Source organism: Actinoplanes couchii (genome assembly GCF_016862075.1).
GTDB classification, from domain to species: domain Bacteria; phylum Actinomycetota; class Actinomycetes; order Mycobacteriales; family Micromonosporaceae; genus Actinoplanes; species Actinoplanes couchii.
On sequence record NZ_BOMG01000118.1, the window covers coordinates 32,956 to 57,637 of the forward strand.

19 protein-coding genes are annotated in these 24,682 nt (G+C 69.2%); 7 read left to right on the plus strand and 12 right to left on the minus strand.

Annotation, left to right across the window (positions count from 1 at the left end):
• Positions 1-11: 11 nt before the first annotated feature.
• Complete coding sequence (locus Aco03nite_RS47025; RefSeq protein ID WP_203808669.1) at positions 12-383, minus strand: YciI family protein; 372 nt, start codon at positions 381-383, stop codon at positions 12-14.
• A gap of 205 nt (positions 384-588) precedes the next feature.
• On the opposite strand from Aco03nite_RS47025, the gene Aco03nite_RS47030 reads away from it, so the two are divergent.
• Positions 589-2,514: a Xaa-Pro dipeptidyl-peptidase gene (locus tag Aco03nite_RS47030; RefSeq protein ID WP_239146007.1), complete on the plus strand. Its 1,926-nt coding sequence runs from the start codon at positions 589-591 to the stop codon at positions 2,512-2,514.
• A gap of 73 nt (positions 2,515-2,587) precedes the next feature.
• Here Aco03nite_RS47030 and Aco03nite_RS47035 read toward each other — a convergent pair whose 3' ends face one another.
• The 4 genes from Aco03nite_RS47035 to Aco03nite_RS47050 form a co-directional block, all read right to left on the minus strand.
• Positions 2,588-8,059: an ATP-binding protein gene (locus Aco03nite_RS47035; protein ID WP_203808671.1), complete on the minus strand. Its 5,472-nt coding sequence runs from the start codon at positions 8,057-8,059 to the stop codon at positions 2,588-2,590.
• 239 nt (positions 8,060-8,298) lie between these two features.
• Positions 8,299-9,087 carry a siderophore-interacting protein gene (locus Aco03nite_RS47040; protein WP_203808673.1) on the minus strand — a complete coding sequence of 263 codons (789 nt, stop codon included), beginning with the start codon at positions 9,085-9,087 and terminating at the stop codon, positions 8,299-8,301.
• 73 nt (positions 9,088-9,160) lie between these two features.
• Entirely contained in the window at positions 9,161-10,192 is a 1,032-nt protein-coding gene (locus Aco03nite_RS47045) for a hypothetical protein (protein WP_203808675.1), read from the minus strand.
• Between the two features lie 102 nt (positions 10,193-10,294).
• Positions 10,295-11,800: an AfsR/SARP family transcriptional regulator gene (locus Aco03nite_RS47050; RefSeq protein ID WP_203808677.1), complete on the minus strand. Its 1,506-nt coding sequence runs from the start codon at positions 11,798-11,800 to the stop codon at positions 10,295-10,297.
• A 96-nt stretch (positions 11,801-11,896) separates the two neighbouring features.
• Here Aco03nite_RS47050 and Aco03nite_RS47055 point away from each other — a divergent pair, with 96 nt between their 5' ends.
• Positions 11,897-12,520: a DUF998 domain-containing protein gene (locus tag Aco03nite_RS47055; RefSeq protein WP_203808679.1), complete on the plus strand. Its 624-nt coding sequence runs from the start codon at positions 11,897-11,899 to the stop codon at positions 12,518-12,520.
• A 5-nt stretch (positions 12,521-12,525) separates the two neighbouring features.
• On the opposite strand, the gene Aco03nite_RS54930 is transcribed toward Aco03nite_RS47055, so the two are convergent.
• The 4 genes from Aco03nite_RS54930 to Aco03nite_RS47075 all read right to left on the minus strand — a co-directional run bounded on the left by Aco03nite_RS54930 (position 12,526) and on the right by Aco03nite_RS47075 (position 15,690).
• Positions 12,526-12,927, minus strand: coding sequence for a DUF6896 domain-containing protein (locus tag Aco03nite_RS54930; protein WP_373872696.1), 402 nt, complete (start codon positions 12,925-12,927; stop codon positions 12,526-12,528).
• Between the two features lie 181 nt (positions 12,928-13,108).
• Positions 13,109-13,657 (minus strand): Pycsar system effector family protein, encoded by a 549-nt coding sequence (locus tag Aco03nite_RS47065; RefSeq protein WP_239146011.1) that lies wholly within the window; start codon positions 13,655-13,657, stop codon positions 13,109-13,111.
• Positions 13,658-13,718: 61 nt separating this feature from the next.
• A complete protein-coding gene (locus tag Aco03nite_RS47070; protein ID WP_203808684.1) occupies positions 13,719-15,359 on the minus strand; it encodes a CATRA conflict system CASPASE/TPR repeat-associated protein in 1,641 nt (546 codons plus the stop codon).
• Positions 15,340-15,690, minus strand: a complete 351-nt coding sequence (locus Aco03nite_RS47075) for a CATRA system-associated protein (protein ID WP_203808686.1) — start codon at positions 15,688-15,690, stop codon at positions 15,340-15,342. Before Aco03nite_RS47075 ends, Aco03nite_RS47070 begins: the two co-directional genes overlap by 20 nt.
• Before the next feature lie 59 nt (positions 15,691-15,749).
• On the opposite strand from Aco03nite_RS47075, the gene Aco03nite_RS47080 reads away from it, so the two are divergent.
• The 3 genes from Aco03nite_RS47080 (at position 15,750) to Aco03nite_RS47090 (ending at position 17,961) form a co-directional block, all read left to right on the plus strand.
• Positions 15,750-16,403 (plus strand): Type 1 glutamine amidotransferase-like domain-containing protein, encoded by a 654-nt coding sequence (locus Aco03nite_RS47080; RefSeq protein WP_203808688.1) that lies wholly within the window; start codon positions 15,750-15,752, stop codon positions 16,401-16,403.
• An 83-nt stretch (positions 16,404-16,486) separates the two neighbouring features.
• Positions 16,487-17,194 (plus strand): hypothetical protein, encoded by a 708-nt coding sequence (locus Aco03nite_RS47085; protein WP_203808690.1) that lies wholly within the window; start codon positions 16,487-16,489, stop codon positions 17,192-17,194.
• Positions 17,191-17,961, plus strand: a complete 771-nt coding sequence (locus Aco03nite_RS47090; protein WP_203808692.1) for a HoxN/HupN/NixA family nickel/cobalt transporter — start codon at positions 17,191-17,193, stop codon at positions 17,959-17,961. The genes Aco03nite_RS47085 and Aco03nite_RS47090 overlap by 4 nt, the downstream gene beginning before the upstream one ends.
• A 32-nt stretch (positions 17,962-17,993) precedes the next feature.
• On the opposite strand, the gene Aco03nite_RS47095 is transcribed toward Aco03nite_RS47090, so the two are convergent.
• The gene (locus tag Aco03nite_RS47095; RefSeq protein ID WP_203808694.1) at positions 17,994-18,218 is read right to left on the minus strand and encodes a hypothetical protein; all 225 of its coding nucleotides are present in this window, start codon (positions 18,216-18,218) and stop codon (positions 17,994-17,996) included.
• 76 nt (positions 18,219-18,294) lie between these two features.
• Here Aco03nite_RS47095 and Aco03nite_RS47100 point away from each other — a divergent pair, with 76 nt between their 5' ends.
• Entirely contained in the window at positions 18,295-18,591 is a 297-nt protein-coding gene (locus tag Aco03nite_RS47100) for a chorismate mutase (protein ID WP_203808696.1), read from the plus strand.
• A gap of 81 nt (positions 18,592-18,672) precedes the next feature.
• On the opposite strand, the gene Aco03nite_RS47105 is transcribed toward Aco03nite_RS47100, so the two are convergent.
• Both Aco03nite_RS47105 and Aco03nite_RS47110 read right to left on the minus strand, forming a co-directional pair.
• Complete coding sequence (locus Aco03nite_RS47105; RefSeq protein ID WP_203808698.1) at positions 18,673-18,906, minus strand: hypothetical protein; 234 nt, start codon at positions 18,904-18,906, stop codon at positions 18,673-18,675.
• 1,027 nt (positions 18,907-19,933) lie between these two features.
• Positions 19,934-22,627 carry a CBS domain-containing anti-phage protein gene (locus Aco03nite_RS47110; RefSeq protein ID WP_203808700.1) on the minus strand — a complete coding sequence of 898 codons (2,694 nt, stop codon included), beginning with the start codon at positions 22,625-22,627 and terminating at the stop codon, positions 19,934-19,936.
• Between the two features lie 389 nt (positions 22,628-23,016).
• Here Aco03nite_RS47110 and Aco03nite_RS47115 point away from each other — a divergent pair, with 389 nt between their 5' ends.
• Positions 23,017-24,543 (plus strand): hypothetical protein, encoded by a 1,527-nt coding sequence (locus tag Aco03nite_RS47115; protein ID WP_203808702.1) that lies wholly within the window; start codon positions 23,017-23,019, stop codon positions 24,541-24,543.
• The last annotated feature ends 139 nt before the right edge of the window (positions 24,544-24,682 follow it).

Below are 24,682 nucleotides of genomic sequence, written 5' to 3' on the forward strand. Positions count from 1 at the left end.
GGATACGCTGCTCAGCCCTTCCGCGCGGCGGCGAGCATCGCGTCCGTCTCCGGATCGGGCATGATCTCCCGGACCTCCTGAGCATAACGGCAGGCTGCGGCGATCCTGGCCGCCCACGCCAGCGCTTCTTCGCGGGACGCCACCTCGAACACCACGAACCCGCCGAGGACCGCTTTGGCTTCCGGGTAGGGCCCATCAGTGACGGTCCCGTCGGTGGCGACCACGCTCGCGCGCTGGCGCCCGATCCCACCCCCGGCCACGAACACCCCGGCATCCACGGCCTCCTGCATGACCGCATGCGAGGCCCGGCTCAACGCCGGAAACTCCTCGTCCCGAACATGGTCCATCGATCCGTCATCGAACGAGATCAGATACCGGGTCATCCACGTCTCCCTGCCCGCACGGCCGCCACAGCCATCATGCCGTTACCTCTCCCTCCCGTGTGGTGAGTGTCAACTTCTGATCGTCGCCGTCAGTTCCAGCGACCAGTCGGGGCGGCCTGCCAGACTGTGGCCGATCAGCGTGTCCATGTCTGGATTCTCCGACACGCGCCATCGGGCGGTTACATCGTTGAATTACGATGCGTCGATGTCTGGACTATTTGCTCGTAGGCTCGTGATGGCCGTGGTGGTGGGGGTCGGGGCCTCGGTCGCCGTCGCTGCCATGCCGGCCGGTGCTGCTGGGGGAACGCATGTCAGGGGTGGGGAGACGGTGCCCGTCTACTCGTACGCGGACGCCGTCCGGGAGAGCGTCTGGGTGAACACCCCGCTCGACAACGATCGGGACGGGGTGCCCGACCGGGTGGCCGTCGACGTCGTCCGGCCGCGGGAGACCGCCGATCGCGGGCTGAAGATTCCGGTGATCCTCGAGGCCTCGCCCTACTACTCGTGCTGTGGGCGGGGCAACGAGAGCGAACGGAAGCAGTACGACGCGAACGGTGTCATCACCAAGCAGCCGCTCTTCTACGACAACTACTTCGTCCCGCGCGGGTACGCCTTCGTCGCCGCCGACCTGGCCGGGACGAACCGGTCCACCGGGTGCATGGACGTCGGCGGGCGTGAGGAGGTCCTCAGCGCCAAGGCCGTCGTCGACTGGCTCAACGGCCGGGCCACCGCCACCTACGCCGACGGCACCCCGGCCGTGGCCACCACCTGGACCAACGGTAGGACCGGCATGATCGGCAAGTCGTGGGACGGGTCGGTCGCCAACGGGGTCGCCGCCACCGGGGTGCGCGGGCTGGAGACGATCGTGCCGATCGCGGCGATCTCCAGCTGGTACGACTACCAGCGCTACAACGGTGTGCTCCGCTCCCCCGACTACCCCGAGTACCTGCACCGGTATGTCAACGGCCGCCCCGGGACGACCTGCGCGCCGGTGGTTCAGCAGCTCGACGAGGGCAGCGACGACGCCACCGGGAACTACAACGATTACTGGGCCGAGCGGGACTACCGCCGCGACGCCGGCCGGGTCCGCGCCAGTGTCCTGATCGCGCACGGGCTCAACGACACCAACGTGACCACCGGGCAGTTCGCGCAGTGGTGGAGCCGGTTGAACGTACCGAAGAAGGTCTGGCTCGCGCAGCAGGGTCACGTCGACCCGTTCGACATCCGCCGCGACGCATGGGTCGCACTGCTGCACCGGTGGTTCGACCGCTATCTGCAGGGCCTGCGCAACGGGATCGACCGTGAGCCGCAGGTGACGATCGAGACGGCGCCGGGCACCTGGGTCTCCGAGCGGACCTGGCCGGCCGCGGCGGCCCGCAAGACCAGGGTGGCGCTGGGTGACGGCGACGGCGTGACGGGCACGCTCGGCGGCGGGTCGACCAGCGGTTCGCGTACGTGGACCGACAACCCGGACCTGAGCGAGCAGGCCGCCGTGGCCGCCCCCAACAGCACGGTCCCGGGCCGGGTCGCCTTCCTGTCGGCGCCGCTGACCCGGGAGGTGCGCGTCTCCGGCACCCCGTCGGTGACCCTGCGGGTGAAGGTGGACCAGCCGACCACCGAGCTGACCGCCCGGCTGGTCGACTACGGCACCGCCACCAGGGTGAACTTCGACGGCCGCGGCGAGGGCATCACCACTCTGGCCACCGAGTCGTGCTGGGGTGCGTCCACCGCGCTCGACGACGCCTGTTACCGCGACACCGCCGAGGACGTGGTCACCAACGACCTGGCGGTGCTCGCCCGCGGCTGGCAGGACGCCGCCCATCACGTGTCGCTGCGGTTCGTCACGCCGTTGCGGCCCGGGAAGTGGTACTCGGTGACCGTCCCGATGCAGGCCACCGACCAGCGGATCGCCGCCGGTCACGTGCTCGGCCTGATCATCCAGGCGAGTGACGACGAGTACTCGTCGCCGCAGTCCGGCGGCGCGACGATCACCCTCGACCTGCGGGCCAGCGCGCTCACCCTGCCCCTGGCCGGCGCGCTGCCGAAGCCGGGTGCGACGGCCCCGATCGTGTCCACGGCCCCGCCGGCGAAACGCACGGCCCCGCCGCGATTCCAGCCGCTGCTGCCGTAGGGAACCGGCCGGAGACGGACGGCGGTTCTCCGGGATGACGCCGCGGCGTCATCCCGGAGAACCGCCGAGGCGGTCACCTCGTGATCGCCTCGATGATGCGGGGCCGCAGCTCGGCAGCACGGATGACCGCGTCGACCGAGCCGACCTCGACGGCCCGGCGGATGCTGTGGACACGGTCGAACTCGGCGGCCACCTCGCCCAGTTTCTCGGCCCGGACCGCCGCCCGCGTCTCGGCCAGGCGGGCGCTGAGCTCGGCACGTTCGGCTCCCCCACCGGCGGCGGGACGCCCGGCCTGGAGATCACGGACGCGGGGGTCGGCGACGGTACGGTTGTCGACCTCGCCGGAGAACACCACCGCCGCGGCGGGCGCGCCGCCGAGAACCGAGGCGAACGAGCCCTCCAGGGCCAGGACCGTCATGTTCGGGTTCAATGCCTTGGAGAAGACCACGAACGCGCCACCGTGATAGCGGGAGATCACGCAGAACACGATCGGGCCCCGGAAGTTGACGATCGCCCGGCCGATCTCCGCGCCGTACTCCAGCTGGAGGTTGCGCATCGACTCGGGTGAGCCGTCGAAACCGGACAGGTTGGCCAGCACGACCAGCGGGCGGTTGCCGGAGGCCGTGTTGATGGCACGGGCGGTCTTCGCCGACGAGCGCGGGAACAGGGTGCCCGCGGTGTAGGTGTCGGGGCCGTCGGTGGGCGGGAACCCCCGCCGCGGCACGGCGCGCGACTCGATGCCGACCAGGCACACCGGGAGGCCACCGAGGTGGACGTCCTGCACCACCGACGTGTCCGCGTCGGCCATGCCCGCCCACCGCTCCAGGACCGGGTGGTCCTGGTCGCAGACGGCACGCATCACCGTACGGATGTCGAAGGGCTTCTTGCGGTCCGGGTTGTGCTCGGCGGAGAAGATGTCGCCGACCGTGGTGAAGTCGATGCCCTCGATCTTGTGCGGGAAGAGCGTGACGTCCCGGTCGACCGGGTCGGCGGTGATGGCGCGGCGGGGGCTGGTCTCGCCGGGCACCACGTACGTGTGGTCGTAATGCGCCATCAGGATGTTGCGGGCCGCGGTGAGGTTCGGCGCCCAGTACTGGGCCTGGCCGTTCGGGCCCATCACCCGGTCGTAGCCGCCGATGCCGAAGTTGTCCTCGGCCGACACGCCACCGGAGAAGTCGAGCGACTGCTTGCCGGTGAGCACCATCGCCGAATCGGGCGTCATCACCAGGATGCCCTTGGTGTGCATCAGCATGGTGGCCTCGGCGTTCCAGTACGGCTGGGCGCCCACGTTGATCCCCGCGACCACGATGTTGATCTCGCCGCCGTCCTGGGTGAACTCGACGATCCGCTTCAGCGCGGCCGCCACCCAGTCCATGTTCTCGGTGCCCGACTCCATCGAGATCCGCGCACCCGACGACAACGCGTACCACTCCAGCGGCACCTGCCTGCGCTCGGCCAGGTCCAGCGCGGCGATGACCCGGCGGCACTCCGGCTCGGACAGCGCACCGAGCGACTTGGTGGGGTCACCGAGCAGCACCACCCGGGTGACGCCCTCCGGGCAGCGGACCGTGCGGGTCACCGCGACACCGGCGACGATGGCCGCGGTGTTGCGGCCCTTCGGCCGGTCGACCGGGACCAGGCAGTGGCCGGCGTCGAGGTCGTGCTCGATGAAGGTGCCCCGCGGGCCGGCGATGGCATCGACCAGCTCGTACGGGTAGACGTTGCCCCGCCGCGCGGCCCGCAGCGCCTTCTGCCGGTATTCGTCGAGCGGTTGCACCGGCTCGGCCGACGGCTTGCCCACGTCCAGCCGGGGCGTCCCGTCGGCGCCGAACACGATCCGCACCGCGGACTCGGTCAGCTCGCCGCCCTCGCCGCGCCGCCGGGTCAGCACCTGGATCTCCTCCAGGCCGGCGCCGGTGGTGGCGGGTACGACACGGCGCAGCAGCGTGGCCAGTTCGGCGGTGGTCAGCTCGCTGGGCGGCCAGACGTAGACGACGATCCGGTTGGTGTCGAAGCGTTTGTGCTGCGGCTGGCGGGCCTGCACGGTACGGATCGCGTCCAGGCAGCCGGTGATCATGTTCTCCACCGAGGGCAGCGCGACCAGCCGGCCGTCCCCGTCGAGCACCGGGGTCAGGTCACGGACCTGGGCCATCGCGACGAGCCGCGCGTCGGCCGGGTTCGTGGTGGCGACCGCCTTGAAGAGGTAGATCTCCTCGTCGGCCGACGGCAGCCGGGACAGGTCGAAGTCGCGGAGCCGGTGCAGTTGCAGGCGCTGGGCGATCTGCGGATGCAGGCCCCGGATCAGCCGGTCCTCGACGAAGGTGGCGCCGACACGCTCGAACGTGAAGTGATGGTGCATGACCGCCCCGCGGCTGCCGGCCACGGTGGTGGTGATCCGGCGTACCGCGGCGGGCAGTTCCCGGCCGGCGAGCGACTCGCCCAGCTGGGCCGCCATCGCGTCCGCGTCCGGTTGCCCGGCCCACGCGACGTACAGATCCGCGACCAGGCTGCTGACGGCCACGTCGGTGGACAGTTCGGCGACGGCGTCGAGCGCGGCGGGCAGGGCGGCGATGTCGGCGGCGGTGGCGACCACCCGGGTGAACCCGGCCGGTCCGGCGTGCTCCGCGGTGACGACCCGGCAGCCGGCGATCTCCCGCGCGGACACTCCGGACAGACCGCGGTTGCCGTAGTAGCGGCGGGTCAGCACCTCCAGCAGCGGGGCGTAACCCTCGCCGGGCCCGGTGATCCGCTGGCCGATCAGCCGGACCAGGGGTTCGGCGACCGCGACCATCGCCTGGATCCGTTCCTGGCGGTCCGGCGCGGCGGGATGCTCGTCGAGGTGGCGCAGGCCGGCCCGGACCGCGTTGTAGGCGACCGCCCGGTTGCGGCGCAGCGCGGGCTGGGTGAACCAGCGGAACACCACGCTGCGGGCCAGGTCGGACACCGCCGGGAAACGTACCTGGGTGGCCTCGATCAGATGCTCCAGGACCAGGCTCGCGCGCTCGCTGAGCGACTCCACCGGCGGTGGCCCGGCCAGCCACTGCCGCAGCAGCGACGAGACGATCCCGGCGTCCAGCGCCACCCGCTGCTGGGCCAGGAAGATCCGGAACACCGCGGATTCCAAGGCGGGCGTACGTCCCAGCGAGTCGACGCCGTAGTAGGCGAAGACCGTGTCCAGGGTGGAGCGGACCGTCCCGGTGACCCCGGACCGCTCGGCGTCGAGACTGCGCAGATAGCCGTGGAAGTACTCCCGTGAGCTGTGCACCGGGCTGCCGGGTTCGGCCTCCGCGTCGCCGCCCGGCCGGTTACGGCTCAGCTCGAGCAGATCGGCGAAGACGTTCACCAGATCGATCTCCCCGGCCGTCACCCGGTCCCCGAGCTCGGCACGCGCCGCCAGCAGGCCGGTGCGCATCCGCTCCCGGTCGGCCGGGCTCGCGTCGTAGCCGAGCAGCACGTTGCGCAGATCCCGGAGCGCGTCACCGGAGCGCTCGGCGGCCGCCGGCGGCACCGGCCGGCGCGGCAGGTCCACGTCCACGACCGCGGTGGCACCGGTGGTTCCCGGCCCGGCGCCGTCGGCGAGCGGTTCCAGGCGCAGCATCGGGGTGCCCGTCTCGACCTGGCTGCCCACCGCCACCGAGCACTCCCGGACCCGGGCCCGGAACGGCGCCCGCAGCACCGTCTCCATCTTCATGCTCTCCAGCACCACCAGCGGCGCGCCGGCCTCGACCTCGTCACCGGCGGCCAGCGGTGTGGCCACCACCAGCGCCGGCGCGGGCGCGCGGACCACGCCGCCCTCCTCCCGGCTGACCCGGTGGCTGGTGGCGTCGATCTCGACCAGGTGGATCAGGCCGTGGGTGGCGGTGACGAACCGGAAACGGTGACCGTTGACCTCGATCCGGCCGCTGTGCCTGTCGAACGACTCGATCTCGGCGTCCGCGGCGACGGCCGGGCCACCGCCGGAGACCTCGACCCGGAACCGGCTCAGGCCGGCCCGGGCGACACCGACCCGGTAGGCGGCGCCGCGCAGCTTCAGGTCCAGGGGCCGGCTGCTGTCGTGCTGCACCTGCGGGCGGCCGCCGTGCGCGGTGAAGAGCAACCGCTGCGTGCTGACGGCCTCCTCCTCCTGGTACGCCTCGATCGCGGCCACGATCAGCGCGATGGTGGCGTGCCGGTTGCCGGTGAGGCGGCCCTCGGCGCGGACCCGGTCGATCCAGCCGGTGTCGGCGCTCGCGTCGACGATCTCCGGCTGATCGAGCAGGTCGAGGGCGAAACTCTTGTTCGTCGTGCCACCGTCGATGATCACGGTGGTCTCGGTGAGGGCCCGCCGCAGCCGGGCCAGTGCCTGGTCGCGGTCCCGGCCGTACGCGATGATCTTCGCGATCATGGAGTCGAAGTCGGCGGGGATCGTGTCGCCCTCGCTGACCCCGGTGTCCACCCGGATGCCCGGCCCGGCGGGCAGCACCAGCCGGGCGATACGCCCCGGTGACGGCGCGAAGTCACGGTCCGGGTCCTCGGCGTTGAGCCGGGCCTCCACCGCGTGCCCGGACTCGGCCGGGCGCGCGCCGTCCAGGGTTCCACCGGACGCGACGTGCAGTTGCAGGCGTACCAGATCGGTCCCGGTGGTCATCTCGGTGATCGGGTGCTCGACCTGGAGCCGGGTGTTGACCTCGAGGAACGCGAACAGCTTGTCGCCCGGGTGGTACAGGAACTCGACGGTGCACGCGCCCCGGTAGCCGACCGCCGTCGCGAGACGCTCGGCCGACTCCTTCAGCTGCATGGTCTGTTCCGGCGACAGCACCGGCGACGCCGACTCCTCGATGACCTTCTGGTTGCGGCGCTGCACCGAACAGTCACGCACGCCCAGCGCCCAGGCGGTGACGCCGTCCGCGATCACCTGGACCTCGACGTGCCGGGCGCCGGTGACGAGCCGTTCCAGGAAGACCACGCCGGAACCGAACGCCCGCAGCGCCTCCTGGCTGGTCCGCTCGTACGCGTCGGCCAACTCCTCCGCCGAGGCCACCTTGCGGATCCCGCGACCGCCGCCACCAGCGGTCGCCTTGAGCATCAGCGGATAGCCGACCGTCTCGCCGGCACGCAGCGCGTCCTCGAGGGTCGCCACCTCGCCCCGGCTCCACGGCGCGACGGGGACGCCGACCTCCTCGGCGATCAACTTGGCGCCGATCTTGTCACCGAGCCGGCGCATCGCCTCGGCGCTCGGCCCGACGAACGTGACGCCGAGCCTGTCGCACAGCTCGGCGAACGCCGGGTCCTCGGCGACGAAGCCCCAGCCGACCCATGCCGCGTCGGCTCCCGACTCGATCAGGGCCCGTTCCAGGACGGCATGGTCCAGGTAGGGCCGGGCCGAGGCGGGGCCGAGCGCGACACCCGTGTCGGCGGCGCGCACGAACGTGGCGTCGCGGTCGGCGTCGGTGTAGAACGCGACCACCTCGATCGGGACGCCGGACTCGTACGACAGGTCCCGCACCGCGTGGATGAGGCGCATGGCGGCCTCGCCACGGTTGACGACTGCGATACGACGGAACACCGGGCAGCTCCCCTGCGATCAGCGGTGGTGGCGGACGGAACTACCCGGCGAGGTCCACCGCCTCGCAGCGCAGCTCGGCTCGGGAACGCAGGAGGGGCCACCGGTCAACATCGCCGTGATCGCCGACATCTCCTTCACCTCGTTCATTCACCGGAATTTCTAGCAACCCGGGGTACGGGAAACCCCTAGATTCCGGCCGGGACGTCGGTGACCCCTACCCGCGACAACCCACTGCTCCGTCAGCCCGGCGAGGACCGGCCGACCCGCCAGTAACCGATGAACGCGATGTCGCGTTTCGCCACCCCACGGTCGTTGACCAGGTGCCTGCGCACGCCGGTGGCCAGTTTGGACTCGCCGGCGGTCCAGGCGGTGAACGGCCCGCCGGGCAGGGTCGCGGCCCGGAGCGCATCAAGTGCGCCGGCTCCCCCGTCACGCGGGAACCAGCGCACGGTGACTCCGGGCGGGGCCACCAGATCAGGGCGTACGTCGCTCGCGTACGGCACCTCGACAAAAGCCTCGCCACGCAGGCCGGGTGACGCTCCCTCGAGGATGGCGGCGACCGCGGGCAGGGCGGTCTCGTCGGCCACCAGCAGCTGCCAGGATCCCGCCGGGGGCGGGTCGTAGGTGGCGCCCATGTCCCAGATGCCGGCCGGGTCACCGGGCCGGGCCGATCGCACCCAGGTAGACATCGGCGTGTCCCCGTGCACGGCGATCTCGATGTCCAGCTCGTCCACCTCGGGGCGTACCGCCCGGACGGTCATGTTCCGGACGTACGGCCGCGTGGATTTGGGCCAGAGGATCGTCTGGGCGAGACCGGCCTCGCTGTCGCGGGTCGGCATCCGCAGCCCGGGCTGGCCCGGGCGCGGGAAGAACAGCCGGACGGCCTGGTCACCGCCGGTGACGACGAGGCTTTTCAGTTCCGGCCCGCCGAGGGTGAGGCGCACGAAGCTGTCGGACAGCGGTGTCACCGCGCGGACTTCGAGGGTGGTCATCCGGCGCTCGGCGGGCAGCCGGACCTTCGGGATCATCGGTCGGCTGCCAGGGTGAAGTTGCAGGTCATGGCAAAATTATGAGCAATCCCTCGGTTTTCTGGTACTCGCTTTACGACCGCTGCTCCGAGGCAGGTGAACGGCCCTCGCCCGGGCGGCTGCTCGCTTCCAGCTCGGCGATCCGGGCCAGCGTCCCGGCCGCCGGGCCGGTCACGTGTGCCGCCCGGGCCCGGGCCGCTCGCGCCGTGGCCGTCACCAGGGCGGTGTCACCCCGGCGCAGATGCAGCTCGATCCGGCGCAGGTCGCTGAGCAGCTGGTCACTGACGTGCGGGGTGCCGAAGCGGGCGGCCAGCGTGTCGGCCTCGTCCAGGTCGGCGAGTGCGCCGTCGAGATCGTCGCGCAGCCGGGAGCGCATCGGCAGGACGGCGGCTCGGCCCCAGTCGTCGCCCGCCCGGTGGAAGCAGGCCAGGGAGGCGTCCACGTGGGCGCGCATCCGGACCGGGTCACCCGCGTCGCCGGCGATCTCGGCCAGGAACATGTGGGACAGTCCGGACAGCCAGCCGTCGTCGCCGGCGGCCAGCTCCCCGAATTGCGTGACCGCGTCGCCGTGGCCCGTCAGGAACAGCAGGATCGGGCCGAACACGCGCTGGTGGGCCGGTAGCTCCGCATGACCGGTCAGCCGCCGGGCCAGGCCGAGGGCGCCCGGCGGGGTCGCGGCCCGGTTGATCAGCAGGACCGCTTCGGCACAGTCACGTTCCGGGCCCGGGCTGCCGCCGGGGATCGCCAGCGCCCGCTCCAGCCAGTGGGCCCCGTCGTCCTGGCGGCCGGTTCGCTGCCAGTACCAGGTCAGGGCGAGCGCCAGCGTGATCGCGCCGGCCGGGTTCCGCACCGTGCACAGGTGGCGCAGGGCGGCGAGGGTGTTGTCGTACTCGGCATCGATCGCGGTCATGGCCGGATCCCAGCGTGCCGCCAGTTCAGTGAAGTGGGCCGCGGCTCGATCGCGGGCGTCGTTATCGGTCAGGCGGCTCAACCCGTACTCACGAATGGTCTCCAGGGTCCGGTAGCGTCCGGACTCCGGCACGAGCTGCAGCAGCGACCTGTCGACCAGGGCGGCGAGCAGGTCCGGGACGTCGGCGGCGGGCACGACGGTGCCGGCGCAGACGGCGGTCGCCGAGGCCGCGGTGACACCGCCGGGCAGGACGGCGATGCGCTCGGCGACGACGCGCTCCGGTTCGCCGAGCGTCTCTCAGCTCCAGGCGATGACCGCGTGCAGACTGCGGTGCCGTTCGGGCGCTGCCGGGTCACCCTCGGTGAGTAGTCCGAACCGGTCAGCGAGCCCGGCGGCCAACTCGGCGAGCGACAGCGTCCGCAACCGCGCCGCGGCCAGTTCCAGCGCGAGCGGCATGCCGTCCAGTCGCCGCACCACCTCGATCACCGTCGGCAGATCAAGATCGATCTCCGGTTGTACGGCTGTGGCCCGCGCAGCGAACAACACCACCGCGTCCGTACGGCGTGCCTCGTCCGGACCGGCCCCCGCCACGGGCAACGTCAGCGGCCCGAGGGGCACGAGAGTCTCCCCGTCGACCGCGAGCGGCGCACGGCTGGTGGCGAGCACCCGCAGGTCCGGGCAGCGGTACAGCAGCGCGACGACCAGCCCGGCGACGGCGTCGACGAGGTGCTCGCAGTTGTCGGCGACCAGCAGCCCGGGCCGTCCGGCGAGCTCCTCGGCGAGAAGGTCGAGCGTCGGCCGCCGCCCGCCACCATGCACCCCGATCCCGGCCAGCACCGCCGCCGCGACCTTGGACTCCGTCCCTTCCGCGACCGCTCCGAGGTCGGCGAACCAGACGTCCTCGGGGTGTCGGCGGGCCGCTTCCCGCGCGAGCCGCGTCTTTCCCGCGCCGCCCGGGCCCAGAACGGTGACCAGGCGTCCGGTGGTGAGCAGCATCCCGATCCGGGCGAGTTCACCGACCCGGCCGACGAAGCCGGTCGCCGCCTGCCATCCGGGTCGCAGCAGCTGCCGATGCCGTTCCCGCAAGGCGGATCCCGGATCGGCGCCCAGATCGTCGGCCAAGGATTGCCGGGCCCGCTCGTGGACGGCCAGCGCCCCGGCCTGCCGCCCGGTCGCGGCGAGCGCGTCCATCAGGAGCCCGGCCGCCCGCTCATGAACCACAGGTTCCGCCACCAACCGGGTCAGCCTGGCCACGGCGGATTCCGCACGCCCCTGTGCAATTTCGGTCTCCGCAAGGTCCAGGACCACCTCAACCGACATCCGGGCCAGCCGACTCGCCACCAGCGGAGCAACCGCCGCAACCGCCTCGGGCACACTGCCCGGTTCCCCACCCCACAACCCGACGGCCTCGGCGAGAGCGGCTCCCGGGCCACCCGACCACAACTCTTCCCGCCCGGCCTCGGCCAGGTGCTCGAACCGCAGCGAGTCCACGTCGCGGGGATCCACCGCCAGCCGATAGCCCCCGGCCACCCGGGTGAGTACGCCGGGATCAGCTCCCACCTCGGTCAAGGCGCGGCGCAGCCTGCTGCCGAGGGCGTGCAGGGCAGCGGCGACCCCGGCCGGCGGCTGCTCACCCCAGATCGCCTCGATCAGATCATCGGGTGGAACCGGCCGCCCACCGGCCAGGGCCAACCGCACGACCAGCCCCCGCAAGCGCAGACCCGGAAGAGACACGACCTTTTCGCCGTACGTCACCGCGAAGCCCCCGAGCAGGGTGACCCGAAGCCGTGCCGTCCCGTCCATCACCACATCCTCGCGCGCTCCGTGACAGCGCCGTGTTCGCCCCGTGTCAGCGCCCCGCCGCAGTCTTCCCCCGAGCCGAGAATCCAGGAGGACATCGTGAACGGTCTCAAGACCCCGGCAGGAACCGCACTGGCAGCCGGAGCGGGCATCTACTTCACCGCCGAGTTCATCACCGCGGCAGCGTGGACGGACCCGCCGTACAGCTACACCTACCACTTCATCAGCAACCTCGGAGTGCACGGCCCGGCAACCGTGCTCGGCCAGTTCATGTACTCACCCCTGGCCTGGCTGATGAACACCGGCTTCGTCCTGTTCGGCCTGGCTGTCCTGGCAGGTGTCCTGATGCTGCGAGGACTGCCGACCGGACGCCGCCTGGCCCTGGTCACCACCGCAGCGGTGCTGGCAGTCGGCAGCACCCTGGTGGCGCTGTTCCCCGGCTCCGACGAGGACTCGCTGTGGCACGGCCTGGGCGCGCTGGCAGCCTTCGGCGGAGGCAACACCCTGGCGATCCTGCTCGGCCGCGCACACCGGCAGCTCGGCATCTCCCAACGCCTGGGCCGAACCCTGGTGATCCTCGGCATCCTCGGCTTCGTGTCGCTGGCGCTCTACCTGACCGTGGCAACGTCAACCGGAGTCCTGATCGGCCTGACCGAACGAGGCGTCATCTACCCGTTCCTGATCGGCTTCCTCCTGCTGGGAACCTCCCGACCCCGCCGATAGCCGCATCAGTCCGGCCCGAGGGCGAACCACCGACCGGGAACCACTTCCCGCAGCGAACCGGCCACAGCCAGCCTCCGGCAAGCCGCATTCACCACCGCGGTATCCAGCCCGTCACCGGCCGCTTCGTCAAGAAACCAGCGAACCCGCCAGGCGTCGAACGCCTCCACCCGCTCACCGGTCGCCGGATCGACAACGAGATCAACGTCGACCTCGCGCCCGTCATCAGCGACCATCCGGCAGCCGGCGCCGTGAACGAGGTACCGGATACCGCTCCGGGTGACCCCTTCCCGGGGCAATGTCCGAGCCGAACGAACAGCGGAAAGAAGACCCGCCACATCCGGGACAGGTGCCAGGTCCCGGATCAGACGCCCCCGGACCTCCCGAACGCCGGCAACATCATCGATCACACACCCGAGTATGCAAGGCCGGCGAACGAGCAGGCCGCTGCCCGCGTGCCTTGATCTTGCGGTGTCTGTTCCGACCGGCTACTTCGCCGCCGATGGTGGCCAGGTTTCGGGGACTGGCGGTGGTCCGGGCGGTCAGGGACGTGACGATCTCTCCGCCCCGGGCGGCCACCGCGGACAGCAGTCACCGGGAGAGCAGGGTGATCAGGGCGGTGGCGGCCAGCAGCAGAAAGGCCGGGACCAGGGACAGGACGCCGACGTTGAGGGCCCGGTACTTACGGGCGGCCACGTTGGCGTTGGCCCAGATCTGGCGGGTCAAGGCGTGCAGGAACGCCGGCCGGTCGGTGACCAGGTCGGTGTAGGCCCTGGTGAAACCGGGGGCGTCGGTGCCGAAGCGGTCGGCGATGCCCTGGTAGAAGATCAGGCCCCCGGGGTCGCGGCCGGAGCGGCGGCGGGGCACCAGCGCCATCGACGCGGCCACGGCGACGACGGTGATCGTGGCCGCGCAGAGCGAGGCGACGACGACGAGGACCGGGCCGCGCGGGGTGGCCGTGTTGACCAGGCTGTAGAGCAGTCCACCGGCGACACCGGCCGCGGCGAGTGTCGCGGCGGCCTTGCTCTCCGCGTGTTTGATCCACTCGACGACCAGGAGCAGGGTGCGCCAGGCGTCTTCCGGAGTGGCGTCGGGTTCGGGGGGCGGTGGCGGGACTTGAGCGTGGCGGCGGCGGAACACAGTCGCCAAGGTCACCTCCTTCGATGTCACCCACTGTACCGATCCACCTCCACAGTGCACATCAACCCTGGGGCACCCACAGCCAGGCCCGTTCGGCGTACTCCTTGTTGCCGATCCGGCACGGGGTGAGCGTGCCGGGCGGCATCCGGGCCCAATCCTCTTTGATCACGAAGCGGTGCAGGATGTCCGAGATCGCCGCCACCAGGTCCACACCGGGGTTCGCCGTGGCCGCCTTGCGCAGCTGGGAGCTCTCGAGCAGGCGATGGGCCTCGATGGCGACCTCACCGCTGAAACCGATCGCTCCGGGACCGAACGTGCCAACCGCCGCCGACGCGCGCAGCCGGATACGGTCCTGGTAGATGTCGTTGTCGGCGGCGAGTTCCTGGACCAGCGCCTCCAGGAACCGGGGCAGCGCGAGATGCAACTGTTCGGCGGCCGGCAGGATGACCTTCTGATCGTCGCCGAGCCCCTGCCGGGGCAGCTCGTCGAGGTCCAGGGACAACCGGCCGAACGTCGCGCGCATGATCGCGACGAGCCGTTCCTGAGCGCGCGATCGGGCCGGCCCGGACCGGCGGGTGAAGGCGACGATGTCGACCGCGAGGCACATCCGCAGGTCGAGCCGGTCGGCGACGACGGGTGCGGGAGGAGGCTCCGGGGCTCGCAGCACCGACCGGAACGGACCGGCCGGGGAACCGTGGACCGTGTCCAGCCGCCTGGCGAGGTTCTCCAGGTAGGCGATGTCGTCGGGCACCCGTTCCAGAACCGCCGCGGCGATCTCGTCACCGTCCAGCCGGGGCGTGAACGCCTTGGACATGTTGGCGGCCGCGATCTCGGCCGTACGCAGCAGGTTCCGCAGTTCGTGGAGGGTTCCGGCCACCGTCTCCACGTCGCCGGCCAGCAGGTCCGCGGGACCGGCAGGTGGGCCGAGGTGCGCACTGACCTGGTCGTGCAGGGCGCGCAGGCCGGCGCCGTCACCGCGCAGCCGCGACTCGTAGCGCAGTTTCGCGGCGTGCATCAGATAGCGCCCGAGCGGCGGGATGGTGACACTGCCGTCGGACCAGGTCAGGTCGCTGAGTTCGCGGTCCTGATCGAGACCGGACAGGACGACCAGGCGACGGTCCGGGTCGTCGCCGAGCGGCGAGATCTCCCAGAGGACGATTCCCGCGCCGGTACGCCGTTCGGACCGCCACCAGCCCGGCGAGTCCCCGGAGGTGGCCGGCAGAACCGCCCGGGCCCCGTCGGCGAGCGTGACCGGGTCGGCGTCCGGGGCGGGGGTCTTGCCCTGCAGGATCAGCGCCGTGCCGAGCATCGCCGTGACACCGTCCACGGTGAGCTGTTCCCACCAGCGCAGGTAGTCGGTCCAGCCGAACGGGACGGCCGGGCCGAGCCGCTCCCGGCCCGCGCCGATCGGCCACGCGAACACCACCGACAGGTTGAGCACGTCGTGGCTGCGCCGCAGAATGGCCTGCCTGTCGGAGCCGAGGTCCTGCTGGGCGGCGACGACCTGGAAGGGCCCGGTTCCGGGCCATTGGCCGGGCAGGTCCACGGCGGGCACACCCCGGATCGGTTCGGTCATCCGCAGTTCGGTGCGGCACCGGGACCAGATCCCGGCGAGCTGACCCCGGGCGGTGCCGGCGTGCGGCCCGTCCGCCGGGGCGAAGAGATGGGCGATGAACTCCTGCTCAGCGGGTGACCCGGTCATCACCACCGCCGAGGTCGCGGCCGGACGTGCTGGGCAGGGCCTCGCCGATCGCGTTCACCAGGCGGTTCTGCCGTTCGGTGATCGACGGGTCCGGCCGGTCGACCTCGCGGGTGCCGATCCGGTTCACCCGGACCGGCCCGAACAGTTCGAGGTCGGTGGTGGCCCGGCGCAGCTCCTCGTCGTCCCCGGCGGTGAAGGCCCGCTCCATCCGGTCGAGGATCGTCCCGATCTGGTTCCAGCGTTCGGTGGGGAGCATCCACAGCGGCAGGTCGCCCAGCACGGCCAGGGCGTCTTCCAGTGTCTCGGTATCCCAGTGTCCGTCCACGATCACCCATCGTAGTGTGTCCCGGCGCACACTGACAGGACACGACGCCCGGTAGATTGACGCCGGTGCGCCTTCTCCTGACCTCCTGCGGCCTGAGCAACAACACGCTCGTCGAGGCCCTGCGTGACCTGCTCGGCAAGCCGTTCGCGGAGGCGAACGTGGTGGTCCTGCCGACCGCGACGGTGGCCGAGCCCGGCGATCACGGATGGATGCTCGACGATCTGGCCCGGCTGCGCGCGCTCGGCTGGAACGAGCTGAGCCTGCTCGCCCTCAACGGGCTGCCGGACGCCGTGGTCGCCGGGCGGCTGGCGCGGGCCGACGTCGTCTACGCGACCGGCGGCAACCACTACCACCTGGCCCGCAGCCTCTCCCCCGAACTGTTCGACCTGGTCGCGGAGAAGGTGTGGGTGGGTGCCAGCGCCGGTTCGATGATCTTCAGCCGGGCATTGAACGCGCACTCCGCGGCCGTGATGGGTGACCTCGCCGACCTGCACGCGCTGGGCGAGCAGGACGTCACCTCGCCGTTCGCCCGGTTCGACTGGTACCTCAAGCCGCACCTGCACTCCCCCGACTTCCCGGACCGCGACGACGCCTGGGCGAAGAACCTGGAGGCGACCGCCGGCTTCCCGCTCTACCTGCTCGACGACGATTCAGCCGTTCGGGTACGCGGCGACGAGGTGGACGTGGTCTCCGAGGGGGTCTGGCAGCACCATCGGTGATGCCGGGCTGTTCACACAGCCGACGCTTGAAGATCATCTTTTACCGGTTCTACTGTCGACCACCGGCACGGACACTGTCCGGCGTGTCTTCGCAATACCTCCGCGCCCTGATCGCGCTGGCCGTGATCGGGGCGGTCGTCACGACGCCCGATCCGGCGTCCGCACATCCGTTCGGTGACCCGCAGACCGTGGTCGTCTCTCTCGACGATCAAAGGCCTGATGTCGTACGCGTGAAATGGCGCGTCGGTGGACCCGACGATCTGACCGTACTGGGCATGTCGCTCGGCCTGATCCCGCCGGACCGGGCCCGCGCCGACGGCACCGTCGACTACCGGTACACCGACCCGGGCGTGGTCGGCGCCTCCCGCGAGTTCACCGGCTACCTGCTGGACAGGATCACGGTCAACGACGGGACCACCCCCTGCGCCGGTACGGTCGAGCCGGTGCTCGCCCTGGCCCTCAAGGGTGCGACAGCCGACTTCACCTGCGGGCGCCCGGTGACCGAGGCGACCGTGGCGGTCCGGATGCTGACCGACCTGCACCCCGCCTACCGGACCATGGCGACCGGCTCGAACGGGGAACGCGCCGTCTACGACCGGGACAACGACAGCCACGTCTGGGCACTGACCGAAACCGCGGGCGGCCGGGACGCGTTCCTGCAGATCGCAGCAGTGCTCGGCGGAATCCTGCTGCTGGCCGCCGGCACGTGGCTGCTCCGCTCCTCGCGCCGTCCTTCGCTGCGCCGTCCTTCGCTGCGCCGTCCTTCGCTGCGCCGGCGGGTGGCGTCGTGAACGGTTTCGCCGACCGGATGCAGGACCTGATCAACGTACCGGGAATCACGCCGTTGGCCTTTGTCTTCGCCTTCCTCGCCGGGGCGTGGCACGCGGTCATGCCCGGCCACGGCAAGACCCTGGCCGCCGCCTATCTGGCCGGCACGAGAGGCCGGATCCGCGACGCCGCCTGGCTCGGCGGATCAGTAGCGGTCATGCACACGGTGTCGGTCCTGGTGATCGGCGTGGCGTGGACGTTCCTGTCCCTGTCCGACGTGATGCAACTGGAGACCCTGACGACGTGGCTGCAGATAGCCGCCGGAGTCCTGGTGATCGCCACCGGCGCGTGGATGCTCCGCCGCCACCTGCACGGGCACTCCCACGACCACGACCACCACGGCCACCACCACCATCACCACGGCCACTCCCACGATCACGGCCATTCACACGACCACGAACGGCGCCCCGGCCTGCTGCTGCTCGGCATCTCCGGCGGGCTCACGCCCTCCCCGGCAGCGTTCCTGGTCCTGGTAACCGGCCTGTTCCTGGGCCGAGCCGGCTTCGCCCTGCTGATGGTGATCACTTTCGGCATCGGCATGGCCGTAGTCCTGTTCGGCGTCGGCGCCCTGGCGGTGGCCGGCAGCTCCCTGGTGACCCGAAGCTCCCGCACCTACGCCTTCTTGCAGAAAGCCACCAAGGTCACCCCACTGTTCGCAGCCGGAGGCGTAACCCTCTTCGGGGCCGGCCTGGTCACCGTCGCCGCGGTACACCTCGCCGGCCTGGCCTGACCGCCCTCCTACCTCCCCCGCACGGGTGCCTCTCACGGCCCCGGGGACAGACGCAGGGAAGCCAGGCCCCGTTCGACAACCGCGGCGAGCAGGGCCGGGCGAGTGTGGTCGAGGTGATGGCCGCCGTGCTCGATCACCACCAGGAGGCGCTGCGGCAGGAACAGGTCCCAGTCGCCGACCGCGGCCGGGTAGTCGACCATCAACGTGTCGTCGCGGGCCGGGGCCTGCCGACAGTACAGCTCCGGCGTCGGGCTCATCGGCCTCCCCTTCCGTGCGTCAGCGGTCCGGCTCACGGCGTACCGGGCTGCGGCGGGGCGTGCAAAGATTTCCGGCATGAAAGACACCACGTCGGCGCTGGCCGGTATCCGCGCCGCGATCGACGAGTTGGACGCAGACCTCGTCCGCCTGCTCGCCCGGCGCGAGGACCTGGTTCGCCGCGCCGCCCCACTCAAGACCGACGGGCATTCGGTGCGGGCGCCGGAGAGGGTGGCGCAGGTGGTGGCCCGGGTCCGGGCCCTGGCCGACGAAGCCGGCGCGGACCCCGACCTGGTGGAGCGGATCTACCGCGACATGATCCAGGCATACATCGACATGGAGACCGTCGAACACCGCCGGCTCACCGAGGGCTGACCGGCCGGCACGACACCAGCCTCACACCGACGCCATCAAATCTGATTGACGGCGGCCGACCAAAGACCATGAGCGCCGGTGTCAATCAGAATCAGCCGGAGCACTACTCGCTATCTCGATCAACAGTGCTTCCACCTCCATCGAATCAAGCCCACGGACCAGGTCATGGCCCTTGCCGTTTTCCAGGTCGAAGTCAACATCAAAACGAAATGCCGTTTGCGATGGACGAACGCTGGCGCCCCGATTGTTCGGGAACTCGAAGTTCCACCAACTATGGTTCCGAGAACGGCTACCAGAGTCAGACACGTACTGCATGATTTCCATAATCGGGTACGCCTCCAGACAGGATGCGCCGAACGCCGCAGAGTATTGCGCAATCGACGTAAGGGTTCATCTCCGGTTCGCGGCGCCCACGTCGAACACTCCGATGAAGGTGCAGGTCTTGAACCAGTCGCGCTCGCCGCCGGTGGAGACCGCGGAGCTTTGAAGAGCTGTCACGACGCGCCCATCGGCCCGCCAACAGCCGTCCTGAGAATCCTGGCCGGATGTTCGTGGAGGAGCGCAGCCTGCCGTCCGGACGGCACAGCAACGCTCGACCTTCTCCGCGAGCAAAAGAGACATCTCTCCAGTTCATCGTTAACGTAAGGCAACCCGTATCTTCCCGTCGACAAACGCCTTCACCAGCATCAGGTTCAGCGCTCGTAGGTAGTCCGGGAGCAGCCGGCCGCATCCAAGGCACGGTAGGACTCGCTCAACCATCCGAGCACTCAGCCGTGAGGCACGCACGCACGCAGATCAGGCCGAACTCTGACCGCATCCGCACTGATCAGGGCTTCCAACGGCCGGGCTGACGGGATTTGAACCTGCGGCCCCTTGTGCCAACACGCGGTTATCATCGACTTGTCATCGATCGCCGCAACTTGGGGTTGAACTGCACGAATACCTCCGGAGACCGGTCATCGTTTACCACCCAACGTTACCGTTCACGGGCAGTTCTGGGGGGTAACCGGGGGCCGCTGGCCCTGTGCACCTGCATGGCTATCGATCGGGCGCCGATTCGACCAGCCCGGATAGCGTTGCCTGCAGGTCTCCTGCCACCCCTCTGGCGCCGGCCCGCCCAGTGCGACGTACCACTCTGCAACAGCCCTCCCTTGTTCAACACTCGAGAGGCAGGAAAGCCCGATTCACCCCAGAACGACCGGCAAGACGCCCGACAGGAAGCAAGTTGGAAGCACCATCTGCTCAAGGACCGACCAGAAAGGCCCGTTGTCTTACCGCACTGTTCCTTCACCCGCGGAGCACCTTGCCGGCTCCCGGCCACAAACCGTAGCCGGGCAAACTGTCAGGGGCAGTACTCGCGGAGCAGAGACAGGAAGTTCTTCAACATGGTGACCGTTTCGTGGGGTAGGGGGTCGCCATTGAAGTGCATGATGTTGTTCCGTATTTCGCAGATGATCCTAAGCTGTTGCGAGAACACCTTTCGGTCCAGTGGCCAACCAAGCGCAGCCCATGCATCGGGGTTCTCCAAGACTCGTTGGTAGTCGCCCATCGTCAACCGGGAGAAGCCGTCGATCTGGCGTGTCCCGTCCGCGTCACAAAGCGTCTGAACCCGCTCGATATCGATGGACTCCTCAATGATCCAGCGAAGAGTCTGATCGATCTCGCCGATGATGAAGAACGGCGACGTCATCATCCCATAGATCTGCACAACATCACTGGCAGTGACGATCCCCGAGATGGCATTATGCGGTCCCCGAACGAAGACGAAGTCATGAGCTGTAATCTTGGGCAAGACGTCGATTAGGTCATCCGCATAACTCACCTCCTCTGGCGGGATGACGGCGGCGGACAAAGGAGCGTCCCGCTTCTGGTGACGTGCCTTGGCGATCGACTTCCAAGTAACTGCGCCGCTTAGGTTCCGCTGCCCGGACATCACCGCCAGCTGCGAATAGTCGTGAAGCAGCATCGTCGTGATTGCCTGCTCGATCGTGGCCGCCGGTTTCACCGACTCGACGCCTAGACTCGCGGAGGGTAGGTTGCCGACCACCAGACCGCGCTCTGGCCGTTGCCGCATCTTCGAGGGCTCCGTCGCCTCGATGATCTCCGTCGTCTCGGGTGTCTCCCTCAGGGGACCACCCACGATGTCAGGTTCGGCGGTAGCCTGCGGCGAGGGGGCCGCGGCGACCGACACCTCGACCGTGACCTGTTCCTCTAAAGTGACCAGGCGGAAGTCCGGAGTTGTGACGAGACCGTGGTTTGAAAGATCAGTTTCGATTATTTCGATCAGCCGGGCGTCACGTCCGCGGGCGCCCCAAAGACCGATGAATTCCCGGACGCTGAGCGTGTGCGCCATGCCGGCATCCGCGTCCCGGCGCAATCTCCGCAGCTCGGCCAGGCACCTGACCCGATCTTCGGTCTCGCTACCCACCTCGGAGTCCGGCTCATCGGGGCTTCCCTGCTCCTCAGCATCGGCAGCTTTACGGAGGGCCGCGGACTCTTGGGCCAATCTGTCAAGGTCGTCCACAGCTGCGCTGAGCATCGTTTGTCGCAACTGGTCCAGGGGCGCGTCTTCTTCCTCCGTAACCCAGGCGGTCCACCCATTGACCGGATAACCTGCCACGGCTAATGCTGCGGCAGAAGGAGACGAGAACACTCGGCCGTCCAGGAAGCCGAGACCGCCGTCGTCACGCACCACTGCCGTCGTGACCGATCCGGTGCCGGGGGATTTGTACCTGAGGTATGCGCCAACCGACAGGACACCACCGGCCAGGAGATCCGACAGACGGAACCGTCGTGCGGTGAGACGGTGATGATCTTGCCGAGGTACCCGGTCGGCCGTAGCGAAGTGTCCTTCGTCCGTGACCCCGACCGCGTCAAAGACAGCGAAATAGGTTTTCTCGGTAGCATCGGGCGTCACCGCCCGCAGTGAGTCACCGGCGATGATTCGGGTCCCTCGACCCAACATCTGCTGGTACAACAGCTCCGACCTGATAGGCCGCAGGAAAACGAGACACTCCACGGCGGGTAAGTCGACGCCTGACGCCAACATATCGACCGTGACGGCGATTCGGGGCTCCGGATCCCTGCGGAAGCGGTGCAGAATTTCCCGGGGGTTCACCACATGAGCGGTAATCTTCACCGCGAAGTCCGGCCCCTCCTCGAATACCCGCTGGCAAGCTTCAACGACGGCATCCGCGTGCGCGCTGCTCTTTGCAAATATCACCGTCTTCGGGACTATCGTCCGGTCCGGGAAGGCTTCCGAGAACAGCTTGTCCCGGAACTCCGTCACGACCTCCCGGATCGGCGCCCATGGTTCGTCTGACCTTACAGATGTCTCAAGCGCGTGCGTCAGACGATAGATGCGAGGAGGGATGTTGTATTCGTCGGATAATGCTTGCTCGAAGGTATATCTCCAGAGCAGGTCCCCTCCGAACAAGTCGAGCGTCCGCTCATCAGCGCTGAAGCCGAAGGCGATAAGAGGAGCAGCTATCTTGTCCGAAAACTCGACCAGAGCGGATAGCGTTGCCCGTTGAGACTCGTAGACGAGAACAACGTCGATTCCGTCGAGGCCATCGTCGGCGAGCGGGGAATCTTGGTCACCTTGCGCATGGGCTTTCACGTGGCTCAGAAGGCGTTGGCTGGTGGCCACCACGACGTTTCCCGGTACAGAGACACCGCCGACGTACTCATCGACGTAGAGCGACCCATCCAAACGACCGTGAGCACCAGCCGGGTGGTAACGGCGAAGAACGTCAAAGATGGCTGCCGTGTCCGACCTCAAATCGGTGACCACCAGGATCTTCCGTGCTCGCCTCGTCTCCACTAGTCGCGAGCACAGCTCAGCGATGATGATCGTCTTACCGAAGCCAACCGGCACCTGGAGCAGTGCCCGACGTGGATTCTCAGTGGCGAGAAACGCCATGACGGCTTCCACAGCTTGAGCCTGGGGCGGGCGGAGCAGAGCCTGCGCGGGTGACGAGGAACCCATGCGGTCTGGTGACGGCGTTGCCGAGTTGTTCTCATCGTGGATCGCCACCCACACAGCCTACGGACTTCACGACCACGGCGACGATACCCAACCGCTTGCTACACCGCCGACGGCTGGCCAGCCTGCGCGTGATCGCGCGACAAGACGCTCCGGAGGCAAAAGCTGGTCCACGTAAACCGCTGACCAGAAGAGCGATTCAGCCCTGGTCAGAGGATGACACCTGACGTTGCTGAACGCCGTGCGACCCCCGCCGTGACCGCCCCATCTGGCTCTCCATCGATCATCAAATTTGGGGAGCCTGTGATCTCCATCCGGGTGCGGCGGAAACTGGTAGTCCCTTTGATCGAGCGCTCGCCGGGCGGCTCCCAACCTGCATGAGTCAGGCGATGCCTCTGTTCTGTCCGACGCTGCTTTCTCGGGACGCCTATGGTGGATCCGTGGTTGTTCTTCTGGGGCCGGCATGGAGCACCGAGGCGGCACCGCTCATCGATCAAGGCCGGTTCCCTCTTGGCGTGGAAAGCGCGACGCTGAGCAATGCGAGGCGTCTCGCGCCGTTGGTCAACTCCGGCACCGCTCATGCCCGGTACTACTTGCTGCATGCCGTGGTCGCGTCCGGCTTCCCCGCAGCGCTCGGCGAGACTGACGCACTCGCCGCCGGACGTGACCGAGTTCGCCGGGCGGAAGTGGTGTTGGCTGCGGCAAGTCTGCGTCACGCCGCCGCCCATCCCGACGAGCATGCCGCCCCCTTGCCGTACCGCGACCCGCACGGAACCCGCGTGATCGCCGAACGCCTCGGTAGCGGGCTCATTGACGTCCCGTCCTCGGCTGCCGAGTACTCGTCACAGACTGGCGGCTTCCTGTCCGTCTACCGCGGCGCGGAGATCGAGGCCGGGTTGCTCGATTCGGCGAACGGAACCTTGCTACCGGGATCGGTTGCGCTCCCGGAATCCGAGCTGGCCGCCGTGCGTTCACTGATTACGTGGGCCGCTGAAGATCAGCTCAGCACTGATCAACTCGACCAGGTGCTTCCCGGAGCCTGCCTATGCCAGGTGCGATCCGGCAACGAGCGAGATTTGCTGAGTGCCATCCTTTTCGGTACTGACGGTGATCTGGTCCCGGCACCGAGGGCGGTACAGCAAGCCCGCGCCCGCACGGCTGCGACAGCACGGCTGGTGCTACACGCCCACGACGGCCAGGATCCGTATATCGGTACCCGGTTGGCAATGACTCAGCTCTGCTACACGTCTGAGCGGCTTGCTCAACTGAGTGATCCCCGACTGCTCGACTGGGCGCTCTCCTGGCGCGGCGCTCTACTTCGCAACGCTAGCGTCACGGCATGGCGGTGGCTGTGGTGGTGGCTGACCGAGTGCCTCGCGGAGAAACCCCGAAGCCGTGAGGCACTCGGCGAGGCGCTGGCCGAGGCCTTGGTCGCCAGCGCCGGGCACGACGGCAACGTCGTGAAGTCGCTCACCACAGATCTTCCGCCACACCGGGAGGGAGATTGCATCCGCGACGTGGAGGGCGATCTGCTCTACCCCAATGGTGCCGAGAGTGATGACCCGTGGGCGTACGTCCAGGTGCTCGCGCTGGGAGCCCGGCGGCTACCCGAACTGACCGGGCCGGAGTTGCGTTCGTTCACCGAGTTCGGGGAACTCGGTCCCAGCTATGTACGCAACCTGCTGGAGAACGCAGGTCGGCTCTCGGTTGCGGAGTTCGGCCGTGATCTGGTCGATCGGCTACTCCGGCAAGCCATGGAGATCAGTCACCGGCGGGTGCGCTGGGAAGCGGGCCGGCTACGAATCCCGACGCGGCTGCGGGAGGTCGGCGAGGTCTTGGACCTTGCCGGCACCGAGGGAAGCGTCGCGCCGGGCCTGCGGCTGGAACGCATGCGCCAGATCTTGGAGGAACTCGGCTACCTCACCCTCGACAACGACGCTCTGGCAGTACGGCGGTGGATCGAGTGAACGAACGCTGGAGTGACGTTCTGCAGCCCGGCAGCGCCCCACCGGCGCTGCTACGTACCCGTGTCGTCGATGCCGAAGAGGTGCTGGTCCTCAGCTACACCGCAGACCTGAGGTTCTTCGAGCGCATCGGTCTCTCGGA